The sequence below is a fragment of the Pedobacter nanyangensis genome, from assembly GCF_003313505.1.
GTDB classification, from domain to species: Bacteria; Bacteroidota; Bacteroidia; order Sphingobacteriales; family Sphingobacteriaceae; genus Pedobacter; species Pedobacter nanyangensis.
Genome location: NZ_QMHO01000008.1, coordinates 57619 through 79000, shown reverse-complemented (window position 1 = coordinate 79000; position 21382 = coordinate 57619). Strand labels below are relative to the sequence as shown.

Below are 21382 nucleotides of genomic sequence, written 5' to 3'. Positions count from 1 at the left end.
GATGAAAAGATTTTTCTTCCAAATTTTGATTGTGTTGTGCCCTTTCATGGCAAAATCGCAAAATGAGGTGACTTATAGCCAATACATGTTCAATAATTTGTTGGTCAATCCGGCGTATGCCGGCTATAAGGAAGATTTAAACATTAATCTGCTTAGCCGCAACCAATGGGTTGGCGTAAAAGGGGCGCCTACTACGCAATCGTTAATTGTTGACGGTGCTTTTTTTCACAATAATAACGTAGGCCTGGGGCTTTCTATTTTAAACGACAGGGCAGGTATCCAAGGGCAAACGGCCATTATGGCAAATTATGCCTACAGGCTGCCCGTAGGAGACCAAGGCAGGCTAAGTTTTGGTGTAGGCGTGGGAGCGGTTCAGTTTTCGTTGAATAGTGAAAAAGCTATTATTGGTGATCCAACGGACGCTGCCTTTAGCGGAACGCAAAACTACATTTCGCCCGATGCAAAAATTGGGCTGCACTACAGCGACGATGTCTTTTATGCGGGGCTTTCGGCAAATAACCTGCTTACTACAGCCTTAAATAAAAATAACCAGCGTGCAAGGTTTATCATTTTGCCCCCTGTCCACATTTTTTTAACAACCGGAGCAATTTTAAATGTTAGTAACGATGTGAAATTTAAGCCCTCTTTAATGCTCCGCGATGACCCCAATACCATGGGTAATTTCGATATAAACGCATCTTTTTTACTTAGGGATGTTTTATGGATAGGCGGCTCCTACAGGATGGGTGTGGATATGTGGAAAAAAACTAACAATTTAAGTGGGACTTTTCAACAAAATTCGCTTGTTGGATTAGTTGAAGTTTTTGTTGCCAAAAAATTTAGGATTGGATATGCCTACGATTATAATTTGTCCGATTTAAATTCATATTCATCTGGTAGCCACGAAATATCGTTAGGATTGATTATTGGAAAAAACTACAGAAATAATGCTTTAACTACTCCGCGGTACTTTTAACGCAGAGTTTCTATGACATTTAAAAAGTTTTTCAGGGTTGCAGCTCTTTTCTTGATTATTTACCTCTTGCCTTCGGTACTGTTTTCTGATGATATCAAGGAGGCCGATAAACTTTACAGGCAGCTTGATTATAAATATGCACTGGAGATTTATGATAAAATCATGAAAGCCAACCCAAGCATGGATGTGGCGCAGAAAATTGCTAATTGCTACAGGTTTATCAATAATACCGAAGCCGCTGAAATTTGGTATAAAAAAACATTGAGCTATCCTGATGCAACTTCGGATAATTATAAATACCTCGCTGAAGCCTTAAAGCAAAATGGAAAGTTTGGCGAAGCTGCCAATAACTTTACCATTTGGGGACAGAAAAATCCAGCACAAGCCCAAGAGGCAGAGAAGCAAGCAAATATTTGCGGTGTAGCAAAAATGTGGGCCGAAAACCCCGATATTGGTGCTTCGGTAGAAAGCGAAATTGGCTTAAATTCTGAAAACTCGGATTTCAGCCCGTCTAAATTTGGCTCAAATATACTTTTCATTTCTGACCGCTGGCAAAAAAACAAAAAAGGCCAAGAAGTATACGGCTGGACGGGTAATCCATACCTGAAAATATATAGTGCAGTGCCTTCTTCAAAACAGGTTGAGATTTTAAAAGGCTCTATCAATAAGGGCTACCATAGCGGCCCGGTAGCGGTGTACCCTAGTTTAGACACTCTGATCTTTACCAGATCGGTATTGGCCAGCAACAAAAAGTCGAAATTGGGAGAGGTTGGAAAGCAATACCTGTTAATTGCCATTAAAAAAGGAGACGAATGGGTAGAAAAAGATAAGCTGCCGTTCAACAATGCAGGGGCGTTTTCGGTGCAGCATCCGGCCCTGTCGCCTGATGGTAAGCTTTTGTATTTTGCTTCTGATATGCCAGGCGGTTTTGGAGGGATGGACCTCTATTACAGCGAGAAGTTGGCCAATGGAAGTTGGAGCCAACCGGTAAACTGTGGCAATCAGATCAATACCCCTCAGGATGATGTTTTTCCAACGGTGAGAAGTGACGGCAAGTTCTATTTCGCTTCACGGGGGCATATTGGTATGGGCGGATTAGATGTTTTCTCGGCGGTGGGCAGTAAAAATAGCTTTAAGGATGTAGAAAATTTAAGGGCACCGCTTAATTCGCCCAAAGATGATTTCGGGATCATGTTTAATGCAGATCATAAAACGGGGTATCTTTCGAGCAATAGAAATGGCGGGGTTGGATTGGACGATATTTACAGGTTTGCCACCGGAATCAAGGCCGAGCCGAAATCTCCAGATAAGATATACGCCATTAATGGGGAAGTTGTAGAAAAAGGAACAGGCCAGCCTATTGCTGGTTTGGAAATTTTGCTGCTCAACAAGGATAGGGGAACGCAAGTTTCTGTTTTCTCCGATGCTAACGGTAAGTTTGCCTTTAATTTGGAAAAAGAAACGGATTATGTGGTGAAAGGTAATCCGCAACAATATTTTACCAGCCAAACTGGCGAAATTTCGACCAAGGGCGTGAACCAATCTACTATTTACGATATTAAGTTTGAGCTGGAAAGAGCCAAAGATGTTTTTACGGTAAAGCTTGATAATATTTTTTATGACTTTAATAAATGGAATATCCGGCCTGACGCCGTTTCTGGCTTGAATAAAGTACATGCGTTTATGGCTAATATGCCCAATGTAAAAATGGAGCTTGCAGCGCATACTGATGCCAGGGGTACAGCAGCCTATAACCAAATATTGTCTGAAAAAAGGGCGAATAGTGCCATGGACTACCTGCTTAACAAAGGTGTATCTGCTGATCGATTGACCGCTGTGGGTAAGGGCGAGAGCGAACTGCTTAACCAATGTGCAGATGGAGTGAAATGTACCGAGGCACAGCACCAACTTAACCGTCGTACTGAGTTTAAAATCGTAAAAATTACGCCGGTAATGGCCGTGGTTAAAAACGATAAACAACAAATGAACTAACTTCAACACACATAAATCTGAAATCCTTTCCAGTTTTTGGAGAGGATTTTTTTATGCGGCTGTTCTGGAAGGGGGGCTTATGAGGTGTCTAAAACTTCGTAGGCCCGATATGTTTTAAAAACGCAAATATTTAAAATAGTAGCAATGTGTTTGCCCATTAAACCCGATAGTAGCGGGCACGAAGGCTAAGGGTGGGGGCTGGTTTGGGGCCGAGTAAAGCGGATAGCGGGACTACCGGAAGATGGTAGTACTTGATTTGATTTCCAAAAAATAGAAATAGATTTTGGAAAGGGAAGAGATTTACGAAGTTTTTGAAACTTCATAAATCTCTAATATCGTACGTTGCCAAAAAGATTATTTTAATAATTCGAGCACCTGTGCAGTGGCATTTTTAGTGTCTACTTTTTTAATAATGTGTGCAATGTTGCCGTCTTCATTAATCACAAAGGTTGTACGGTTGGTGCCCATGTATTTTTTGCCGTACATGTTTTTCTCTCCCCAAACGCCGTAGGCTTCTACAATGTTTTTGTCTGTGTCTGCTAAAAGTGTAAAAGGCAAACTATGTTTTGTGATAAACTTTTGATGAGATTTTTCGTCGTCAACACTTACACCAAGTACCTCAATGCCTTTGGTTTGTAAGCCTTGGTAATTGTCCCTAAAATCGCAGGCTTCTGCCGTGCAGCCAGGGGTATCATCTTTTGGATAAAAATATAAAACCACTTTTTTGCCCTTAAATTGGTTAAGGGTAACGGTGTTTCCATGTTGGTCTTTTGCAGAAAATGCCGGCGCTTTATCGCCTTCTTTTAATGTGCTCATATTTTTTAATGGTTGAATTTAAAGCTAAGGATTTGTATGGGTACTGGGGGCTGTTCAAGCTAAAACCGTTGTTTGCAAATTCAAAAATTAACGATAAAATTCAATGGCGTACCTTTTTGTGTTTTCCTTCATATCAACAACAAGTAATTCGAAAGTATGTTTACCCGCAGTGGTTCTTTCATCAAAGTTGTGCCAAAGGCTGGCGGTTTTGGCGTCAAATTCCATTAATATCCATTTGCCATCTATGTATCCGTTAAAGCTTTTGATACCCGAAAGGTTATCGCTGATCCTAAAGTTCATTTTGCTAAGTCCAGCCATGTTTTTGCCATTGGCGATATTTACGGGAGTAATGCTGGGGGCAATAGTATCTACAGCAATGAAGAAACTGCCGAAATTACGGGGCTTGGCCTTAACCCATCCGTTGTCGAAATATCCGCCCTGCGATGACCTATTGCTGTTCACGATTAAGGCCTTACTTTCGTATTTGGCTAGTGTGCTGTCGGCCTTTATCCAAAGGTCGAAACCTGTGTGTAAGGGGGTAAGGTTGTTTTGGATATGGTGAACTTCGGAAAAGGCATTTTGCTGTGGCTTGGCTGTTTTCTTATAAATGAAATTCAGGTCGTTATATAAGGTGCCTTTAGGCAATACCACTTTTACCTCGTTATTGCCAAATTCATTTTGCTTGTGGTAGCCAAACAAGGTGCCTGGGGGCAAATCGGGCGTGTTAATTACTGCTTTTGTATCTGCAAGTACATTAAAAGTCAAGGTGCTTTTGTTTCCCTTGGCATCGGTAATAGTGTACTTAACTGCATGTAGCTTGCCGTCGTTAAAGGTAACACGGCCACTGTTTACCAAATTGAAATAAATCTGTAACGGATTTCCCGGGTCTACAAAACTTTTTTGGATACTTTGTTTGGTACGTAGATAAGTAGGGTAGTCAATATGCGAGTTGATGGCCTTACTGTTGTCGAATGTAAAGCGTTCCAGCGCCGAAGTATAAACCGTTACATCGTCCACAGCAAGTTCTATGGCATACACCCCGTTGTTGCCCGATGCCCCGTTGTGCCGGTCGTTAGCTACAATGCCAAAGCCCACTTCGCCGTTTAGGTGGATGGTATTTACCTGGTTAAGCTTGTAGGTGCCTTTTCCTCCGGCTACTTGAAAATATTGTTTTGGCGTAAATTCGTTGAAGGGCTTTCCGTTTAAACGGTAAACGTACATGGCATGGATTACGGGTGGAATATCGTCAGGTATACTGATGCCCAATAGCTGCGGATTGATGGTAGCCTCGGTTTTGGTGTCGCGTATTTCGAAATGTAGGTGTGGGCCTCCAGAGCTTCCGGTGTTTCCGGTGTAGGCAATCACTTCGCCTTTTCTAACCGGAATAAGGTCGGCTACCGGAAATTCGTCAATTTCGTACGATTGCTTTTTGTACTGGAAATTTTTGGCAATTTGCGCTATTTTGGGGTTAAACCTTGATAAGTGTCCATAAACGGTAGTATAGCCGTTTGGATGGTTGATGTATAAAGCGAGTCCGAAGCCACTGTTTTGCACTCTCAGGCGGGAAATGAAACCGTCGGCTGGGGCATACACGGGGTAGCCAGTACGCTGGTTGGTCCTAAAATCAATGCCTGAGTGGAAGTGATTGGCCCGCAACTCTCCAAAAGAACCCGCCAATGCCGGTGGCTCGATATCCAATGGCGACCTAAAATCCGTTAAGGGATAGGGGTTACTGCTATAGATTTGTTGAGCCTTTAAATGAAATGAGAAGAATACCGATAAAGCAGCTAAATAGGTAATGTAATTGCGCATCTTTTATTTTATTTCGAAATTAAGGAGTTGTTTGCCTTCAAGCCAGGCTTCTAATTTATCGCCCTGGCTCACTTTTCCTACGCCTTCTGGCGTTCCGGTAAAGATAAGGTCGCCTTTTTTAAGTGTGATGTACTGCGAAACGAAGGCGATTATCTTTTCAAACGAAAATAGCAGGTTGGCAGTATGTCCAAGCTGTTTGGTCTCACCGTTTTTCTGTAGTTCAAATTTAAGGTCGTAAAGATTGCTATAGTCGTTTTTCGGGAAAAAATTGCTCACCACGGCTGAGTTGTCAAAGGCTTTGGCAAGTTCCCAAGGTAGGCCTTTTTCCTTATGTTCGGCCTGAATGTCCCTAGCGGTAAAATCAACGCCCAGGCCAATCTGGTCATAATAGTTGGCCGCAAATTTCTCGGCAATATGTTTGCCCTCTTTGCAAACCTTTAGAACAATTTCTAATTCGTAATGCACATCATTAGAAAAGCCAGGAAGGTAAAAGGGTTTATTGTCTTTTAAAACAGCGGTGTCAGGCTTTAAAAAAATGATAGGTTTGGTTGGAATGGCATTGTTGAGTTCTGCGGCATGGGCGGCGTAATTTCTGCCTATTGCAATGATTTTCATCTGTTTGTAATTTGCTTTTCAATTGTGATGAAGCTGTCAGGTTTTTCAAGCCACTGAAAAATCATCGACGGTTTCGTATGGCAAAGCTAGCAAAAGAAAAACTGATATTAGAGTACCGATATTCTTTTAATCACAGGTTCGCCGCCAGCCACGATACGTAAAAAATAGATGCCTGCGTTTAGTTTCGAAGGCATATTGTATGTTTTGGTATGCTCGCCGTGCGGTAATCTTTCATTGGCAAGTGTTACAATATCGTTACCCAGTAAGTCTGTAATTTTGATGGATATGCTAGTTTCCTTATCCAAACGAAGGTTAATGTTCAGCTGTTCTAACACCGGGTTAGGGTATATTTTCAGGATGGTCAGGTTTTTTTCGCCCTTTTCCTTGTTGGCAACAGGTGCGTTGTGGGTTGGGTTGGTAGCTGGTAGGTAATTGTAAATATTTGGCCTGTAGGGCTGTACGCTGCCTTTTATGGTTGGGAATTTAGCGGCAGGCTTGGTTTTAGGCCTTACTGAAATTCGACTGGTATCAGCTTTTTGCGCAAAAACAGCAGAGCATAAAAGCAAGAGCATAACCGTAAGGGATGCCATGTGTGATTTGAGCGCTATTTTTACTCCTTTTGCTTTCATTAAATGTTTCACAAAAATATAAATAAATAAACAAAGAATTCAAACAAAAGATGGTGTTGCGGTATTATTTAACAATATTTAACAAGGTATAAATGCCGCACCTGGCGCTCATATTTTTGGAAAGTTTTGGCTTTTTGATGAAATAGATTTTTATCCTGATTATTTAATGTAATTTTGCAGTCAAATTTTTAAGTAAGTGTCAAGTCATAAAAACGTTAATGCCCTTACTGCCGGAGGGTTATTAGTTACACTGGGAATAGTGTTTGGTGATATAGGGACATCTCCCCTTTATACACTAAAAGCAATTTTTAAATCAGTAATAGATACGGGGCAGCACATTACGCCCGATTTAGTGCTCGGAGCCTTGTCGTGTATCATTTGGACGTTAACCCTGCAAACCACGATCAAATATGTAATTATCACGCTTAGGGCCGATAATAAGGGCGAAGGCGGGATTTTTTCGCTCTATTCACTGGTACGAAAAAAGGCCAAGTGGCTGGTGGTGCCTGCAATTATTGGCGGGGCTGCGCTTTTAGCCGATGGGATGATCACGCCAAGTATTACCGTAACCTCGGCAATAGAAGGTTTAAAACTGAAGTTCCCTGAGGTACAGGTTATTCCTATCGTAATTTCTATCATCGCTCTGTTGTTTATCATTCAGCAATTTGGAACCAACTTGGTGGGTAAACTTTTCGGACCCATCATGATGTTCTGGTTTGGTACCTTAGGGGTGATCGGATTATTGCAGGTTGTCCACGATCCTTGGATCTTTAAAGCGCTAAATCCTTATTATGCAATACATTTAATGGCCACCAACCCAGGGGCACTGCTAATTTTGGGCGGGGTTTTTCTTTGTACTACCGGGGCCGAAGCTCTTTACAGCGATTTGGGACACTGTGGCAGAAACAACATTCGTATTAGTTGGATCTTTGTGAAGATAATGCTGATCCTCAATTATTTAGGTCAGGGAGTGTGGGTGCTGAAAAACGCTGGAAGTTACGACCCCCACGACGCTCTTTCTAATCCATTTTTTAAGTTGGTGCCCGAAAACCTGGTGCTGTACTTGGTAATTTTAGCTACTACAGCGGCGGTAATTGCTTCACAGGCAATGATTTCTGGCTCTTTCACCTTAATTTCGGAAGCGGTAAGGCTAAACCTATGGCCAAAGGTGCGCATTAACTATCCAAGCGTGCAAAAAGGACAATTGTATGTGCCCTCTATCAATTGGTTGCTTTGTATTGGCTGTATCATCATTGTATTGGTTTTCCAGAAGTCCGACAACATGGAGGGAGCTTACGGTTTGGCCATTAACCTTACCTTTTTGATGACCACCATTTTGGTGGCGGTTTATATGTTGAGGAAAAAGTTCCCGATGTATTTAATTGTGGCTTTCGTGACTATTTATATGGCAATTGAACTGTCGTTCCTCATTGGTAACATGGCTAAATTTGTACATGGTGGTTGGGTAACGCTCTTGATCAGCATGGTATTGCTAAGCGTAATGTGGACTTGGTACGCATCCCGCAAGATCAAAAATAGATTTGTTAAATATGTGGAAATTGAAGACTACTACGAGATCATAAAAGAACTTAGCAATGATACCTCTGTACCTAAATTTTCATCACAGCTGGTGTATCTGACCAGCGCCAACTTCAAAACAGAAATAGAGTCGAAGATCATTTATTCTATCATTCAAAAAGAACCTAAGCGGGCCGATGTTTATTGGTTGGTGCATGTTGATGTAATGGACGAACCTTATACGATGGACTATAAGGTTGAATTCCTTATCCCTGGAAAACTGATCAGGATTGATTTTAAGCTAGGTTTTAGGATCGAACAGCGTGTAAATTTGCTCTATCGCAAAGTAGTTGAGGAGCTGGTGAAAAACGGAGAAGTAGATATCACCAGCCAATATACCTCCTTAAACAAACATAATATTGCAGGCGATTTTAGGTTTGTATTGTTGGAGAAACACCTGAGCAAGTTTACCAACCTGAGTTTCTACGAAGAAACCATAATGGATTATTATTTTATCCTTAAAAAACTTAGTTTATCTGAAGTAACCAGTTTTGGATTAGATTCAAGTTATGTAGATGTAGAAAAAGTACCGTTAATTTTTGTGAGCCCTGATGATATTGAATTGAACAGGTTGCCCGTTTAGTATGGACTGGTATGGATAGTTAGGAGCGGGTGTCAGAAATCGGGAAGGTAGTATGTTTTGTAAATCAATCTGCCCAAATCAGCGGAAAAAACTAAGCCATTAACCTAAAACTATCTACCTCTTAAATAAGCGTCCGCTAAAAAGCAAATTGCAAAAACTACTGAGGCATAGCCATTGGTTGTGGCAAAAGCTCTATCCACTTTACTGATGTCGTTAGGTTTAACCAAGCGATGTTGGTAGATAAGCATTGCACAGAAAAATACCACACCAGCATAGTAGGGCCAGCCAAAATCCATGAAATAAATTGGTGCAATTACACAGGCGGCCGACAAAACATGCAGGAACGAAGAAAGCTTTAACGCATTTTTGCGACCTAGAGCCGAAGGAATAGAATGTAGTTTTTCCGAGCGGTCAAACTCTTCATCCTGAAGCGCATAGATAATATCAAAACCACTCACCCAGAACAATACCGCAAATGAATATAATACCGGAACAATGTTGAATTGACCCGTTACCGCAATGTAGGCACCTATTGGAGCTAGTCCCAATCCAAGTCCTAGTACCAAATGGCATAAGGCGGTAAAACGCTTGGTGTAACTGTAAAACAGCACCACAAAAATGGCTACGGGCGATAAGTAGAAACAAAGCGGGTTGATTAAATAGGTGGTAGCAATAAAAAGCACACCGTTGATAATCACAAAAATGAGCGCTTCCTTGGCCGAAACCTTCCCGGAAGGGATATCCCTCATTACGGTACGAGGGTTTCTGGCATCTATATCTCTGTCCAAATATCTGTTGAATGCCATGGCAGCATTTCGGGCAAAAACCATACATAGTACCACAGCCAGTAACAAATACCAGTTAAAAGGCTGATCAGTGGTGGTTACGCCCAAAAAGAACCCGATGAAAGCAAAAGGCATTGCAAATATGGAGTGGGCAAATAAAACTAACGAAAAAAACTTCTTCATTGAAATGTTAAAAAAACTGATTATTCCGATTTGCTGGCCGTATAAAATTGAGGATCGATTACAGGTTTTACAAAGTCTTCATTTACCTCCTGTACAAATTGCAGTAATTTTTCTCGGCCTTGCCCTTTTTCAGAGGAAGTGATAAAATATGGAGGCACCTCCTCAAACCAGCCCAGCAAAGCTTTGTTAAACTTGGCAACATGCTGATCAGTTTTTGGGCCAGACTGCTTATCGGCCTTGGTGTACACCAAAGCAAAAGGAATTTGGCATTCGCCCAACCAAGAACAAAACTCTAGGTCAATTTTTTGTGGCTCCAAGCGGCTGTCTATCAATACAAAAACACATTGCAGGTTCTCCCTCTTGGTAAGGTATGCCCTGATAAATTTCTCCCATTTTTCTCTACTGGTTTTAGAAACCCTGGCATAGCCATAACCCGGCAAATCTACAATATACCATTTCTCGTTAACTAAAAAATGATTAATTAACTGTGTTTTGCCTGGTTTTTGGGAGGTTTTTGCCAAGCCTTGCTGGTTCACCAACATGTTGATCAATGATGATTTTCCCACGTTAGAACGACCAATAAACGCATACTCGGGCATGTCTGGTAAGGGCAAAGCCGATACTTTGGTGTTGCTAACTACAAAGGTTGCCGATTTAATAATCATATTGCAAAGGTAACGTTTAAGTCCGAAAGACCGAAAGTTGAAAAAACCAGATAAAGGAATCATCAATATCTAGGTTTTCAAATCGTAATTCGTAAATCTAAAATCGTAACTTTGCACAACATTATGAATCCACAAATCACTCCCTATTCAGGTACCGAAACAAAAAAAGAGCAGGTGGCCAGCATGTTCAACAATATCTCTGGTACTTACGATTTTCTCAATCATTTTTTGTCCCTGGGTATCGATATTATCTGGCGTAAAAAGGCCATTAAAGAGCTCTTGCCTTCCAGGCCACAAAAAATATTAGACGTAGCCACCGGAACAGGTGATTTTGCTTTAGAATCCATCAAGATTTTGAAACCACAACAGATCATTGGCGTAGATATTTCGGAAGGGATGCTGGAGGTCGCGAAAAAGAAAATCGCCGAAAGAAATTTGGGAGATGTTTTTTCAGTGCAAAAGGGCGATTCGGAAGGCCTGCATTTTGAAAATGATGCTTTTGACGCCATTACGGTAGCCTTTGGGGTGCGCAATTACGAAAATCTCGAAAAGGGATTGGCCGATATGTTCCGCGTGCTTAAACCTGGTGGAAAGGTAGTGATTTTGGAGTTTTCTAAACCTAGAGTATTCCCCGTGAAGCAGCTGTATCACTTCTATTTTAAATACGCTACACCATTTTTTGGAGGGTTGTTTTCGAAGGATAAAAAAGCCTACGCATATTTAGAAGAATCAGTACAGGCTTTCCCTGACGGGAAGGACTTTACGGCTTTGATGGAAAAAATCGGGTACCAGCATACCAAACACCGTTCGTTAACGTTTGGTATAAGTGCCATCTATACGGGTATTAAATGAAGAAACCGCTATTGATTCTCTTATGTTTCCTGTTTGCTAAAGCCGCCAATGCCCAAAATTGGGGTGGCGGTATCGATCAGCAGGATTTTAACTGGGGATTCAGTTTCCAATATGTACTTTCGGAATACAAAATTATTACAAAATCCAACTGGCGTGAGCCTTTCATCAATACCGACCCTCAGGAAGGCCCGTTAGGGCCAGTAACACCACCACTTACAGGAATTAAGGCCAAGCCCACGGTAGGATTTGGGATTGGTTTTGTGGTTAATTATAAACTCAATAACAATCTCGATTTGCGGAGCACCCCCAGTTTGATTTTTGCCGATAAACTGGTAGACTATAGTTTCAACGACGGCACAGTTAAAGAACAGAAAGTTAGTCCAGTGATTGTGGATTTACCTTTGGGCATCAAGTTGAAATCAGAAAGGCGCAAGGACTTCAGGGCTTACGTGCTTTTGGGGCTTAAGTACTCGATGGACTTAGGTGCAGGTAAAAAGCCGAAAGACGAAGGCTTTGCATGGGCCGAGCGGATGTTGAAGAACAAAAACAGGTATACATCATACGAAGCCGGTATAGGTTTTGATCTTTATTTCGAGTACTTTAAAATGTCTCCAGAAATTAAAGTAAGTCACTCTTTTAAAGATGTTACCAAAAGGGAGGGACACCCTTATGATACCCCGATAGATCGGGCAATTTTGCGAAATTTTACTTTTAGCTTGTTTTTTGAGTAAAGCGCTTTTAATAAAAAGCATAACTTTGTGCAAAATCCAACAAAAACAAATGGCCAAAATAGCTTTAATTACCGGGGCAACATCTGGCATTGGTGCTGCCTGTGCTGATACTTTTGCCGCACAAGGTTATGATTTGATCCTCATTGCACGCAGAGAAAACCTACTTGATAGCCAAGCACAACAGCTTATCGGAAATTACGGAGTTAAAATCAAGAAATTGATTGCCGACGTAAGAGATAAAGAAAATATCAATTATGTGCTGGAAACTTTGCCCGCAGCGTGGAAGAATGTAAATGTGCTGGTAAACAACGCAGGTTTAAGCCAGGGACTAGATCCCATTGATAAGGGGGACACCGAAGACTGGGACAGGATGATAGACACTAACGTAAAAGGCCTGCTCTATGTAACCAGAGCGGTAGCTCCATGGATGGTGGAAAGGAAGCAGGGACATATCATCAATATAGGTTCCATTGCCGGTAAAGAAGTTTATCCCAACGGGAATGTGTACTGTGCCAGTAAACATGCCGTTGATGCCCTCAGCAAGGGAATGCGTATTGATCTTTTGCCCCACGGCATTAAAGTAACGGAAATTAACCCGGGAATGGTAGAAACGGAATTTTCTATTGTGCGTTTCAAGGGTGACGAGAACCGAGCCAAAAAAGTTTACGATGGCTTGGAACCCCTAATTGCACAGGATATTGCCGATGCCATTTGGTACGTGGTAAGTAGGCCAGCGCATGTCAATATCAATGATATGCTGATTATGCCAACTGCACAGGCCACAGGAACCATTGTAAAAAGAGACTAAAAACATTGTTTTGAGCTGCAAGTTATAAGCTTAAGCCACCAACTTAAAAATGATAATGAATAGCAGCACGCAGCCGATAACGCATCACATATAACTCAGATATGATATCAACAAACATAGATCAGGAAATAAAACAAGCCATGTTGGCTAAAGACCAGGTAAAATTGAGAGGCCTAAGGGCTATAAAATCTGCATTGCTATTGGCAAAAACAGAAAAAGGCCAAACTGAACAGATCAATGAGGAAGCTGAAATAAAAATTTTACAAAAGCTGGTTAAGCAACGTAAAGAATCGGCTGATATTTATCAATCGCAGGGAAGGGATGACCTTTACCAGGTAGAGCAGGAAGAAATTGAGGTGATCTCACAGTTTTTGCCAAAGCAGCTGGAAAGATCAGAAATTGAGGCCATTATTGCTAAAATTATTGCCGAAACTGGCGCCAGCTCTATCAAAGAAATGGGAAAGGTGATGGGCATTGCCAATAAAGAACTGGCAGGAAAAGCTGAAGGTAAGTTGATCGGAGAAATTGTAAAAAGCCAACTTTCCCAGTAATTTAAAAGTATCATTAAGCACTATAAATGTTAAAATGTGATTTTAATTCTCATTAATTACATTTACTCTATTAACTTAGTGGCATATACCAAGACAATACATAATTATATTTATGAATTACGAAGTAATTGAACAAGAGGGATTTAAATTTATTGAGGTTGGAGAAGGAGAGCCTTTAGTATTACTTCATGGTTTAATGGGCGAACTAAGCAACTGGGAACATACCGTGGATAAATTCAAATCGAATTATCGGGTGCTGGTACCTATTTTGCCAATTTACGAACTGCCCATCCTAACTCTGGGAGTAAAAAGTTTGTCTAAGTACTTGCATCGGTTCCTTAAGTTCAAAAAGCTGGGCCAAGTAGTTTTGGTGGGCAATTCTTTGGGCGGCCATGTAGGGCTGGTGTTCACTGTGGCCCATCAGGAATTTGTAAAAGCATTGGTGCTTACCGGAAGCTCGGGTTTGTACGAAAATGCTTTTGGAGGATCATTCCCACGTAGGGAGAGCTATGATTTTATCAAAGAAAAAGTCGAATTCACTTTTTACGATCCGGCAACAGCAACCAAGGAACTGGTTGACGAGGTATTCCAAACCGTTAACGACCGCTCGCGTGTAATTAGGATATTAGCGCTTGCCAAATCGGCCATTAGGCACAACATGGCCAAAGAACTTAAAAAAATTACCATTCCTGTGTCGTTAATTTGGGGAAAACAGGACAAGGTAACCCCTCCGGACGTTGCCGAGGAATTTCATGAATTACTGCCCAACTCTGAATTGAACTGGGTAGATAAATGTGGCCATGCCCCAATGATGGAGCAGCCCGAAATATTTAACAATTATCTGCAAAAATTTTTGGACAGAATTTTGCTTAAGTAAATGATATGCTTGCAGGAAAACTCATATCGAACATCATACCTCCATTGCGTACCTCCGATACTGTGCGGAAGGCCTTGGAGCGCATGAATGAGTTTAAGCTATACCATTTGCCTATCGTTAACGAAACCCAATACTTGGGCTTGGTTTCTGAGGAGGAACTGATGGAAGCCAGAGATATGGAAATTGCCATTGGAGCATTGCCCGTAAAGCTATTGAATACCTTTACATTCGAAAATGTACATATTTACGAAGTAATCAGGCTTTTTAGTGAACTGCAACTATCGGTAGTGCCCGTACTTGATCAGCAAAAGAACTATCTGGGGCTCATATCCATTAATAACCTGCTCAATTTTACCGCCAACCTTTATTCGGTAAATGAACCAGGCGGGATCATTATACTTTCTATTAGCAATAGGAACAACTCTTTGGCACACATGGCGCAAATAGTGGAGGCAGATAACGCCCAGATCCTTTCCTCGTACATCAGTTCCTACCCCGATTCCACGAGGTTGGAAGTGACCTTGAAAATTAATAAAACAGAAATTTCTGCAATAGTGGCTGCTTTTGAGCGCTACGATTATGAAGTTAAAGCAGTATTTAACAACAGCAGTCATGATGATGGTTCAATGGATAGATTTGATTCGTTCATGAACTATTTAAATGTATAATTCTTACATGAAGATAGCCTTATACGGGAGAGATTTTAACAACAGTGTGCTGCCCTTCGTACAAGAGGTATTTGATGCCCTTGTGGCACAACAAATTGAAATAACCGTTTATCAAAAGTTTTTTGATTTTATCAAAAACAAACTGGTTTTGCCAAATACCCTCACCACTTTTTCAGGACACCTGGAATTGGTAAACCGTGCAGATATCCTGTTAAGCTTAGGTGGCGATGGAACTTTGTTGGACACGCTTTCATTCGTTCGCGATTCGCAAATTCCGGTAATAGGGATCAATTTTGGCCGCTTGGGCTTTTTGGCAAGTATCAATAAAGCCGAAATCAATGCCGCAATAAAAGCACTGGTCAATGGAGAATACACCATCGACAAGCGCAGTTTACTCAACCTGGAATCAAAAACGGGGTTGTTTAACGATGAAAATTTCGCATTGAACGACATTACCATTCACCGTAGGGATGATTCAGCCATGATGATCATCCATGCCTATATGAACGGGGAGTTTGTAAACTCCTATTGGGCCGATGGGCTGATCATTGCCACACCAACTGGATCAACCGCCTATTCATTAAGCTGCGGCGGGCCAATTATCTTGCCTAGTGCCCAAAACTTTGTAATTACCCCGGTAGCACCGCATAACCTAAACGTAAGGCCCATCATTGTGCCTGATAACGTAGAACTTACTTTTGAGGTAGAAGCACGCAGCACCAAATTTTTGCTCACTTGCGATTCCCGAACCGAAACGGTAGACCGAAGTGTGAAAATTAATATCAACAAAGCAAAATTTAACATAAATCTTATCCGTCTTAACAATGAAACGTTTTTAACTACGTTAAGGAATAAACTGCTTTGGGGTATTGATACCCGTAACTATTAGGATGAGGTATAAAAGAACGCTATTAGCCATCGTTTTAAGTACGTTTTTTACCTTTAACGTTCTTAACGCTCTTAATGCCAGTGCCCAGGTATGGGAACTAGGTGCCCAGGCCGGCGGGGCTGGATACATGGGCGATTTAAATCCTACACAGCCCCTAAAAATCAGTGGGATTTCCTTTGGTGGTTTTGCGAAAATTAATTTCGATCCCAATTGGGCGCTCTCCCTCAACTATAATTTTGGCAAGATAAAGGCTGACGACGCAAAATCCTCTAACGAAGGTTTCAGGACGCGTAATCTCAGTTTCAGCAATAATCTCCATGAAATTAGTTTGATGGTCGACTTTAACTTTTTTGATTATTTTGCCGGAGGAGGCTTCTCCAAATTTTCACCCTACCTTTTTACTGGGATTGGCGGCGTGATTTTTAATCCAACAGCAATTTACCAGGGGAAAAAATATGACCTGGCCGATTATCAAACAGAAGGAGAAGCCTATAAAACTTACGCATTGAGTATTCCCTTTGGATTGGGCGTGAAATACAGGGTTGGCGAAAGATGGAGTGTAATGAGCAATATAGGCTATAGAAATGCCTATACCCGCTATTTAGACGATGTAAGCGGCAACTATCCAGATCCAAGTAAACTATCTAACGATGCCCCTATCCGTCAAATGCAGCAAATTCTGTCGGATCGCTCGGGAGAAATCACCGGCAATTACATTGGAGTGCCCAACACCCAGCGTGGAGATTTTAGAAAAAGAGATACTTATATGTTTGTAGGTATTGGCATAACTTATACCTTTGTGAGCCAAAAGTGTTTTTAACTCTTAACGCCCTCTAAAACAGTAAATGAATTTTAAAGATCAAATAGATATTAGTCGCTTGCCAGAGCATATTGCCATCATTATGGATGGTAATGGCCGTTGGGCAAAAAACCAGGGCAAATTTAGGGTTTTTGGCCATGAGAGTGGTGTGCTTTCCGTGAAGGATATCGTGGAAGGCTGTGTAGAAATAGGCGTTAAATATCTTACTGTTTATGCTTTTTCAACAGAAAACTGGAATCGTCCAATTGAGGAAGTAAACGCATTAATGGAACTACTGATTTCTACCATCAACCAGGAAGCCGAAACACTTAACAAAAATAACATCAGGCTAAATGCCATAGGCGATTTAAAATCGCTGCCGCAAAAATGTATTGATGACTTAGCCGATGCCATGAACAAAACCAAGGACAATACCAAATGTACCTTAACATTAGCCTTAAGCTACAGTGCAAAATGGGAAATTGTGGAGGCAGCAAAGAAAATAGCCGAGCAGGTTAAAGCCGGACAGCTTGGTATTGATCAAATTGACGAACAGCTTTTCGCCGCTAAACTTACCACGGCAAATATTCCTGATCCAGAGCTCATGATCCGTACCAGCGGAGAGCACCGTATCAGCAATTATCTTTTGTGGCAAATGGCCTATACAGAATTGTATTTCACCGAAACCTTATGGCCCGATTTCAGAAGAGAACACCTCTACGAAGCCATTGTAAATTACCAAAAACGCGAACGTCGCTTCGGCAAAATTAGTGAACAACTTAACTAATTTTTCTTTTAACACTTTTTAACAGGAGTTTAAATTAACTTAGCAACGTTTTTTAGATTGTAAATGAGAAGAATATATCACCTAGTATTTTTGCTATTGATGGGGTCCCCAGCACTAGCTCAAATTCGTAACCCACAACAAGCCGTACCTTCATTAAAAGTAAATGGTCTAAACTTAGATTATTTTGCCCCAAGAGAATACATCATTGGAGGAACAACACTTACTGGCGCTAAATATTTAGATAAAGATGTAATCATCGTGCTTTCTAAATTAACAAAGGGAGAAACCATCATGCTCCCAGGTGAGGGAACAGCCAATGCCATTAAAAACTTATGGGCGCAGGGCCTATTCGACGATATTAAGCTAAACGTATCTAAAATTAACGGAGACACCGTTTATTTTGATATTGAAGTAGTTGAGCTTCCACGTTTGAGCGGTTTGGAATTTACCGGCATTAGCAAATCCCAAAAAACCGATATCCAGGAAAAATTGGGCGATAAGGTAGGTAAAACGATCATTAACGATAACCTTTACAATACTACAAGGTCAATCATCACTAAATACTTGTTCGAAAAAGGATTTTTCTATACCAAAATCGATTATAAAACAAAGCCCGACCCAAATCAGGAGAACAGTATGATTCTTCAGGTAAACATTGATAGGGGCAAAAGGGTTAAAGTTCAGAAAATCGAATTCGAAGGAAACAAAGAATTTAAATCGGCCAAGCTTAGAAAGTACCTAAAGAAAACCAAACAACGTGCTTTCTACAAAATTTTTGGCAGCGGTAAGTTCAATAAAGAGAAATACGAAGAAGATAAGCTTAATTTCGTGGCCAAATTGCACGAAAAAGGATACCGTGACGCCGCACTGATCAGCGATAGCGTATATCGCTATAACGATAAAACCGTAGGCATCAAAATCAAGATGTATGAGGGGCCCAAATATTATTTCGGTAATATCAGCTGGGTAGGCAATGCCAAATATCCCACAGAAATATTAGCAAAAATTTTCGGGATCGAAAAGGGCGAAGTATTTAGCGAAGAAAAACTGGAGAAAAAGCTAAGAGGTAGCGCCAACGGCGATGACGTGTCGAGTCTTTATTTGAACGATGGTTATTTGACCTTTAACGTTGATCCCGTGCAAACCAGAATTTATGGAGATACCGTTGACGTTGAAATGCGTATTTACGAAGGCCCGAAATACACCGTGAACAAAGTAAGCGTAGTAGGTAACACTATTACCAATGATAGGGTAGTGTTAAGGGAAATCCGTACAAAACCTGGGGATTATTTCTCAAAAGAAGCTTTGATCCGTGGTGTACGTGAAATTGGCCAATTGGGTAATTTCGACGAATCCAAAACCAACCCGGTACCTAAGCCTAACCAAGATGGTACAGTAGACATTGTGTACCATGTTGAGGAAAAGCCCTCAGATCAGATTGAACTATCAGGCGGTTTTGGTGGCGGCCGTGTAATTGGTACCCTAGGTTTAACCTTCAACAACTTCTCGTTAAAGAATTTATTTAAAGGCGAAGCTTACAGGCCATTACCTAAAGGCGACGGGCAAAAGCTAAGCTTACGTGGACAAACTAACGGTAAATACTACCAATCATACAGCTTCTCATTCTCGGAGCCTTGGTTTGGAGGTAAAAAGCCGGTAAGTTTTGGGGTGAGCGCATTTACTTCCTTGCAGTCCAACGGCCTTTCCAAGAGCAATGTTGACTATTATGGTATCCGTTTGAACGGGGTTTCGTTTAGCCTGGGTAGAAAACTGAAATGGCCAGATAACTGGTTCTCCTTGGTTCACTCTATCAACTTAAACCAATATGTTTTAAACAACTATCCGGGTTACTTGTTCAGCACGGGCGAGTCGTACAACTTAAACATTACCCAGGAAATTGCAAGGGATTCAAGAAACCACCACATTTTCCCTACAGGCGGTGCCTATTTAAGATTTACCATACAGGCTACACCACCATACTCGCTGCTTAATAATGTAAACTATGCTACCGCATCAGATAAGCAGCGCTATAAATTTACCGAATACCACAAGTGGAAATTTGAGGCACAGTTTTTTGAAACTGTAGTGGGCAAATTGGTATTTAAGGGCCAAGCTCAGTTTGGTTTCCTGGGGTCGTATAACAGTGCGGTCGGACAATCGGCCTTTGAGCGTTTTAAACTAGGTGGCGATGGTATGCAAGGTTTCGACTTCCTGCAAGGATCAGAAATTATCGCCATGCGTGGCTATGCCAATAATGCCGTAATTCCGGTAGGTGCAAACCCATCCATTGCGCAAAGTTCAGGTAGCCCAATTTTTACCAAGTACGTAATGGAATTGCGTTATCCGGTAATTAATTCGCAGCAGGCAACCGCTTTCTTAACTGTTTTTGGCGAGGCGGGTAACACTTGGAATAAGTTTGGAGATTTTAACCCGTTTAATGTGAGAAGGTCAGCAGGTGTGGGTGCTAAAATATTTTTACCGATATTTGGATTATTGGGTATCGATTATGGACATGCCTTTGATAGAATTCCAGGTGTACAAGATGGAGGAAAGCAAAGCTTTACATTTAGTATAGCCCAACAATTAGGCGGATTTAATTAATAACACAATTTGGAAACCATTATGAAAAAGATATTTTTTATAAGTTGCCTACTTCTGATGGCATTGGGAGTATCGGCACAAAAAACAGCTTATGTTGATACAGAATATATCCTGAAACATATTCCTGATTATAAATCATCGTTAACGCAGATAGAAGGTTTATCTAAACAATATCAGAAAGAAGTTGACGATGTATTTAAAGAGGTAGATGCCATGTATAGAACTTACCAGGCCGATCAGGTACTTTTAACAGATGATATGCGTAAACGTAGAGAAAACGATATCATCGAAAAAGAAAAAAAAGCCAAGGAATTGCAACGCCAAAGATTTGGCCCTGAGGGAGATTTGTTCCAAACCAGGACGAAATTGTTGAAACCTATCCAAGAAAAAGTTTCAACTACCGTTGCAGAAGTTGCAAAAAACAAATACATTGACTTCGTTTTTGATAAAAGTAGCGAAAGCACCATGATGATTTACGCAAGTGCCAACTACGATATCAGCAACGATGTAATTATTAGACTAGGATTTAAGCCAGGTACATTGGTTAAGTAACACACAATAGAAAACAAACATTAGGAAAAATAAAAAATGAAAAAGTTAATTAAAGGATTATTTGTAGCTGCGGGATTACTTTTAACTACTCAGGTTGTAAACGCTCAACAAAAATTAGGTCATTTAAACTCAGACGAGATTTTTGCAGTATTGCCAGAAGCCAAAACCGCTTCCACTACTATCGAAAATTTAGCAAAATCAAAGCAAGCTGAAATTGACAAGATGATTGCTGAATATCAAACTAAGTTAAAAGGTTTTCAAGAAAAAGAGCGAACCTTGAGTGAGGCCAATAGAGAGGTAGTGGTTAAAGAACTACAAGCCGCTCAAGTTGAGTTGCAGGACTTGCAAAAAAGAATTGAAGATGCACGTACAAAAGCAGATAAAGACCTGAGAGATAAACAATCAGAATTATATCCTCCTTTGCAACAAAAAGTAGCTACCGCGATCAATTCAATTGCAAAAGAAAAAGGTTTGGCTTATGTTTTTGATACTGCTGCCTCGCAAGGTTTCAACAACTTGGTATATTTTGATGGTGGCGAAGATATTACCGCCGCAATTAAAGCTAAATTGGGAATTTCGGCAAGCGCTCCAGCAGCCTCAAAACCTGCCGCAGGGCCAACTAAAAAACCATAG

General features: G+C 41.0%; 21 protein-coding genes. 15 read left to right on the top strand and 6 right to left on the bottom strand.

What is annotated here, in order from left to right; translation table 11 throughout:
- Nucleotide 1: 1 nt before the first annotated feature.
- Together DUT71_RS13960 and DUT71_RS13955 are read left to right on the top strand one after the other, a co-directional pair.
- A complete protein-coding gene (locus DUT71_RS13960) occupies nucleotides 2–976 on the top strand; it encodes a PorP/SprF family type IX secretion system membrane protein (protein WP_113663159.1) in 975 nt (324 codons plus the stop codon).
- Nucleotides 977–988: 12 nt separating this feature from the next.
- The gene (locus tag DUT71_RS13955; protein WP_113663158.1) at nucleotides 989–2968 is read left to right on the top strand and encodes an OmpA family protein; all 1980 of its coding nucleotides are present in this window, start codon (nucleotides 989–991) and stop codon (nucleotides 2966–2968) included.
- A gap of 354 nt (nucleotides 2969–3322) precedes the next feature.
- Here the strand turns inward: DUT71_RS13955 and bcp are convergent, their stop codons facing one another.
- The 4 genes from bcp to DUT71_RS13935 form a co-directional block, all read right to left on the bottom strand.
- A complete protein-coding gene (gene bcp / locus DUT71_RS13950; RefSeq protein ID WP_113663157.1) occupies nucleotides 3323–3784 on the bottom strand; it encodes a thioredoxin-dependent thiol peroxidase in 462 nt (153 codons plus the stop codon).
- A gap of 87 nt (nucleotides 3785–3871) precedes the next feature.
- Nucleotides 3872–5596, bottom strand: coding sequence for a M23 family metallopeptidase (locus DUT71_RS13945; RefSeq protein WP_113663156.1), 1725 nt, complete (start codon nucleotides 5594–5596; stop codon nucleotides 3872–3874).
- 3 nt (nucleotides 5597–5599) lie between these two features.
- Nucleotides 5600–6211 (bottom strand): fumarylacetoacetate hydrolase family protein, encoded by a 612-nt coding sequence (locus DUT71_RS13940; RefSeq protein WP_113663155.1) that lies wholly within the window; start codon nucleotides 6209–6211, stop codon nucleotides 5600–5602.
- A 107-nt stretch (nucleotides 6212–6318) separates the two neighbouring features.
- A complete protein-coding gene (locus tag DUT71_RS13935) occupies nucleotides 6319–6840 on the bottom strand; it encodes a T9SS type A sorting domain-containing protein (RefSeq protein WP_240186936.1) in 522 nt (173 codons plus the stop codon).
- A gap of 196 nt (nucleotides 6841–7036) precedes the next feature.
- On the opposite strand from DUT71_RS13935, the gene DUT71_RS13930 reads away from it, so the two are divergent.
- Complete coding sequence (locus DUT71_RS13930; RefSeq protein ID WP_113663154.1) at nucleotides 7037–9001, top strand: KUP/HAK/KT family potassium transporter; 1965 nt, start codon at nucleotides 7037–7039, stop codon at nucleotides 8999–9001.
- A gap of 110 nt (nucleotides 9002–9111) precedes the next feature.
- On the opposite strand, the gene DUT71_RS13925 is transcribed toward DUT71_RS13930, so the two are convergent.
- The gene (locus DUT71_RS13925) at nucleotides 9112–9969 is read right to left on the bottom strand and encodes a UbiA-like polyprenyltransferase (protein WP_113663153.1); all 858 of its coding nucleotides are present in this window, start codon (nucleotides 9967–9969) and stop codon (nucleotides 9112–9114) included.
- A 20-nt stretch (nucleotides 9970–9989) separates the two neighbouring features.
- Nucleotides 9990–10634 (bottom strand): ribosome biogenesis GTP-binding protein YihA/YsxC, encoded by a 645-nt coding sequence (yihA, locus tag DUT71_RS13920; protein ID WP_113663152.1) that lies wholly within the window; start codon nucleotides 10632–10634, stop codon nucleotides 9990–9992.
- A gap of 123 nt (nucleotides 10635–10757) precedes the next feature.
- Between yihA and ubiE the strand changes: the two genes are divergently transcribed.
- The 12 genes from ubiE (at nucleotide 10758) to DUT71_RS13860 (ending at nucleotide 21382) form a co-directional block, all read left to right on the top strand.
- On the top strand, nucleotides 10758–11486 hold the full coding sequence (gene ubiE, locus DUT71_RS13915) for a bifunctional demethylmenaquinone methyltransferase/2-methoxy-6-polyprenyl-1,4-benzoquinol methylase UbiE (RefSeq protein ID WP_113663151.1): 729 nt from the start codon (nucleotides 10758–10760) through the stop codon (nucleotides 11484–11486).
- Nucleotides 11483–12217, top strand: coding sequence for a type IX secretion/gliding motility protein PorT/SprT (gene porT / locus DUT71_RS13910; protein ID WP_113663150.1), 735 nt, complete (start codon nucleotides 11483–11485; stop codon nucleotides 12215–12217). The genes ubiE and porT overlap by 4 nt, the downstream gene beginning before the upstream one ends.
- A gap of 49 nt (nucleotides 12218–12266) precedes the next feature.
- Nucleotides 12267–13025 (top strand): SDR family NAD(P)-dependent oxidoreductase, encoded by a 759-nt coding sequence (locus tag DUT71_RS13905; RefSeq protein ID WP_113663244.1) that lies wholly within the window; start codon nucleotides 12267–12269, stop codon nucleotides 13023–13025.
- A 101-nt stretch (nucleotides 13026–13126) separates the two neighbouring features.
- A complete protein-coding gene (locus DUT71_RS13900) occupies nucleotides 13127–13576 on the top strand; it encodes a GatB/YqeY domain-containing protein (protein ID WP_113663149.1) in 450 nt (149 codons plus the stop codon).
- Between the two features lie 112 nt (nucleotides 13577–13688).
- The gene (locus DUT71_RS13895; protein ID WP_113663148.1) at nucleotides 13689–14453 is read left to right on the top strand and encodes an alpha/beta fold hydrolase; all 765 of its coding nucleotides are present in this window, start codon (nucleotides 13689–13691) and stop codon (nucleotides 14451–14453) included.
- 5 nt (nucleotides 14454–14458) lie between these two features.
- Entirely contained in the window at nucleotides 14459–15121 is a 663-nt protein-coding gene (locus DUT71_RS13890; protein WP_113663147.1) for a CBS domain-containing protein, read from the top strand.
- Nucleotides 15122–15128: 7 nt separating this feature from the next.
- Nucleotides 15129–16010 carry an NAD kinase gene (locus DUT71_RS13885; RefSeq protein WP_113663243.1) on the top strand — a complete coding sequence of 294 codons (882 nt, stop codon included), beginning with the start codon at nucleotides 15129–15131 and terminating at the stop codon, nucleotides 16008–16010.
- Between the two features lies 1 nt (nucleotide 16011).
- Nucleotides 16012–16830: a type IX secretion system protein PorG gene (gene porG, locus DUT71_RS13880; RefSeq protein ID WP_162796048.1), complete on the top strand. Its 819-nt coding sequence runs from the start codon at nucleotides 16012–16014 to the stop codon at nucleotides 16828–16830.
- 25 nt (nucleotides 16831–16855) lie between these two features.
- Nucleotides 16856–17596 carry an isoprenyl transferase gene (locus DUT71_RS13875; RefSeq protein WP_113663146.1) on the top strand — a complete coding sequence of 247 codons (741 nt, stop codon included), beginning with the start codon at nucleotides 16856–16858 and terminating at the stop codon, nucleotides 17594–17596.
- Nucleotides 17597–17659: 63 nt separating this feature from the next.
- Nucleotides 17660–20197: an outer membrane protein assembly factor BamA gene (gene bamA, locus DUT71_RS13870; RefSeq protein ID WP_113663145.1), complete on the top strand. Its 2538-nt coding sequence runs from the start codon at nucleotides 17660–17662 to the stop codon at nucleotides 20195–20197.
- A 21-nt stretch (nucleotides 20198–20218) separates the two neighbouring features.
- Nucleotides 20219–20749 (top strand): OmpH family outer membrane protein, encoded by a 531-nt coding sequence (locus DUT71_RS13865; RefSeq protein WP_113663144.1) that lies wholly within the window; start codon nucleotides 20219–20221, stop codon nucleotides 20747–20749.
- Between the two features lie 36 nt (nucleotides 20750–20785).
- Complete coding sequence (locus DUT71_RS13860) at nucleotides 20786–21382, top strand: OmpH family outer membrane protein (protein ID WP_113663143.1); 597 nt, start codon at nucleotides 20786–20788, stop codon at nucleotides 21380–21382.

What these genes read in the sequence shown, in the direction of transcription:
- DUT71_RS13960 (WP_113663159.1), top strand. Translation starts at nt 2, where the DNA reads ATGAAAAGATTTTTCTTCCAAATTTTGATTGTGTTGTGCCCTTTCATG.
- DUT71_RS13955 (WP_113663158.1), top strand. Translation starts at nt 989, where the DNA reads ATGACATTTAAAAAGTTTTTCAGGGTTGCAGCTCTTTTCTTGATTATT.
- bcp (WP_113663157.1), bottom strand. Translation starts at nt 3,784, where the DNA reads ATGAGCACATTAAAAGAAGGCGATAAAGCGCCGGCATTTTCTGCAAAA.
- DUT71_RS13945 (WP_113663156.1), bottom strand. Translation starts at nt 5,596, where the DNA reads ATGCGCAATTACATTACCTATTTAGCTGCTTTATCGGTATTCTTCTCA.
- DUT71_RS13940 (WP_113663155.1), bottom strand. Translation starts at nt 6,211, where the DNA reads ATGAAAATCATTGCAATAGGCAGAAATTACGCCGCCCATGCCGCAGAA.
- DUT71_RS13935 (WP_240186936.1), bottom strand. Translation starts at nt 6,840, where the DNA reads ATGAAAGCAAAAGGAGTAAAAATAGCGCTCAAATCACACATGGCATCC.
- DUT71_RS13925 (WP_113663153.1), bottom strand. Translation starts at nt 9,969, where the DNA reads ATGAAGAAGTTTTTTTCGTTAGTTTTATTTGCCCACTCCATATTTGCA.
- yihA (WP_113663152.1), bottom strand. Translation starts at nt 10,634, where the DNA reads ATGATTATTAAATCGGCAACCTTTGTAGTTAGCAACACCAAAGTATCG.
- ubiE (WP_113663151.1), top strand. Translation starts at nt 10,758, where the DNA reads ATGAATCCACAAATCACTCCCTATTCAGGTACCGAAACAAAAAAAGAG.
- porT (WP_113663150.1), top strand. Translation starts at nt 11,483, where the DNA reads ATGAAGAAACCGCTATTGATTCTCTTATGTTTCCTGTTTGCTAAAGCC.
- DUT71_RS13905 (WP_113663244.1), top strand. Translation starts at nt 12,267, where the DNA reads ATGGCCAAAATAGCTTTAATTACCGGGGCAACATCTGGCATTGGTGCT.
- DUT71_RS13900 (WP_113663149.1), top strand. Translation starts at nt 13,127, where the DNA reads ATGATATCAACAAACATAGATCAGGAAATAAAACAAGCCATGTTGGCT.
- DUT71_RS13895 (WP_113663148.1), top strand. Translation starts at nt 13,689, where the DNA reads ATGAATTACGAAGTAATTGAACAAGAGGGATTTAAATTTATTGAGGTT.
- DUT71_RS13890 (WP_113663147.1), top strand. Translation starts at nt 14,459, where the DNA reads ATGCTTGCAGGAAAACTCATATCGAACATCATACCTCCATTGCGTACC.
- DUT71_RS13885 (WP_113663243.1), top strand. Translation starts at nt 15,129, where the DNA reads ATGAAGATAGCCTTATACGGGAGAGATTTTAACAACAGTGTGCTGCCC.
- porG (WP_162796048.1), top strand. Translation starts at nt 16,012, where the DNA reads ATGAGGTATAAAAGAACGCTATTAGCCATCGTTTTAAGTACGTTTTTT.
- DUT71_RS13875 (WP_113663146.1), top strand. Translation starts at nt 16,856, where the DNA reads ATGAATTTTAAAGATCAAATAGATATTAGTCGCTTGCCAGAGCATATT.
- bamA (WP_113663145.1), top strand. Translation starts at nt 17,660, where the DNA reads ATGAGAAGAATATATCACCTAGTATTTTTGCTATTGATGGGGTCCCCA.
- DUT71_RS13865 (WP_113663144.1), top strand. Translation starts at nt 20,219, where the DNA reads ATGAAAAAGATATTTTTTATAAGTTGCCTACTTCTGATGGCATTGGGA.
- DUT71_RS13860 (WP_113663143.1), top strand. Translation starts at nt 20,786, where the DNA reads ATGAAAAAGTTAATTAAAGGATTATTTGTAGCTGCGGGATTACTTTTA.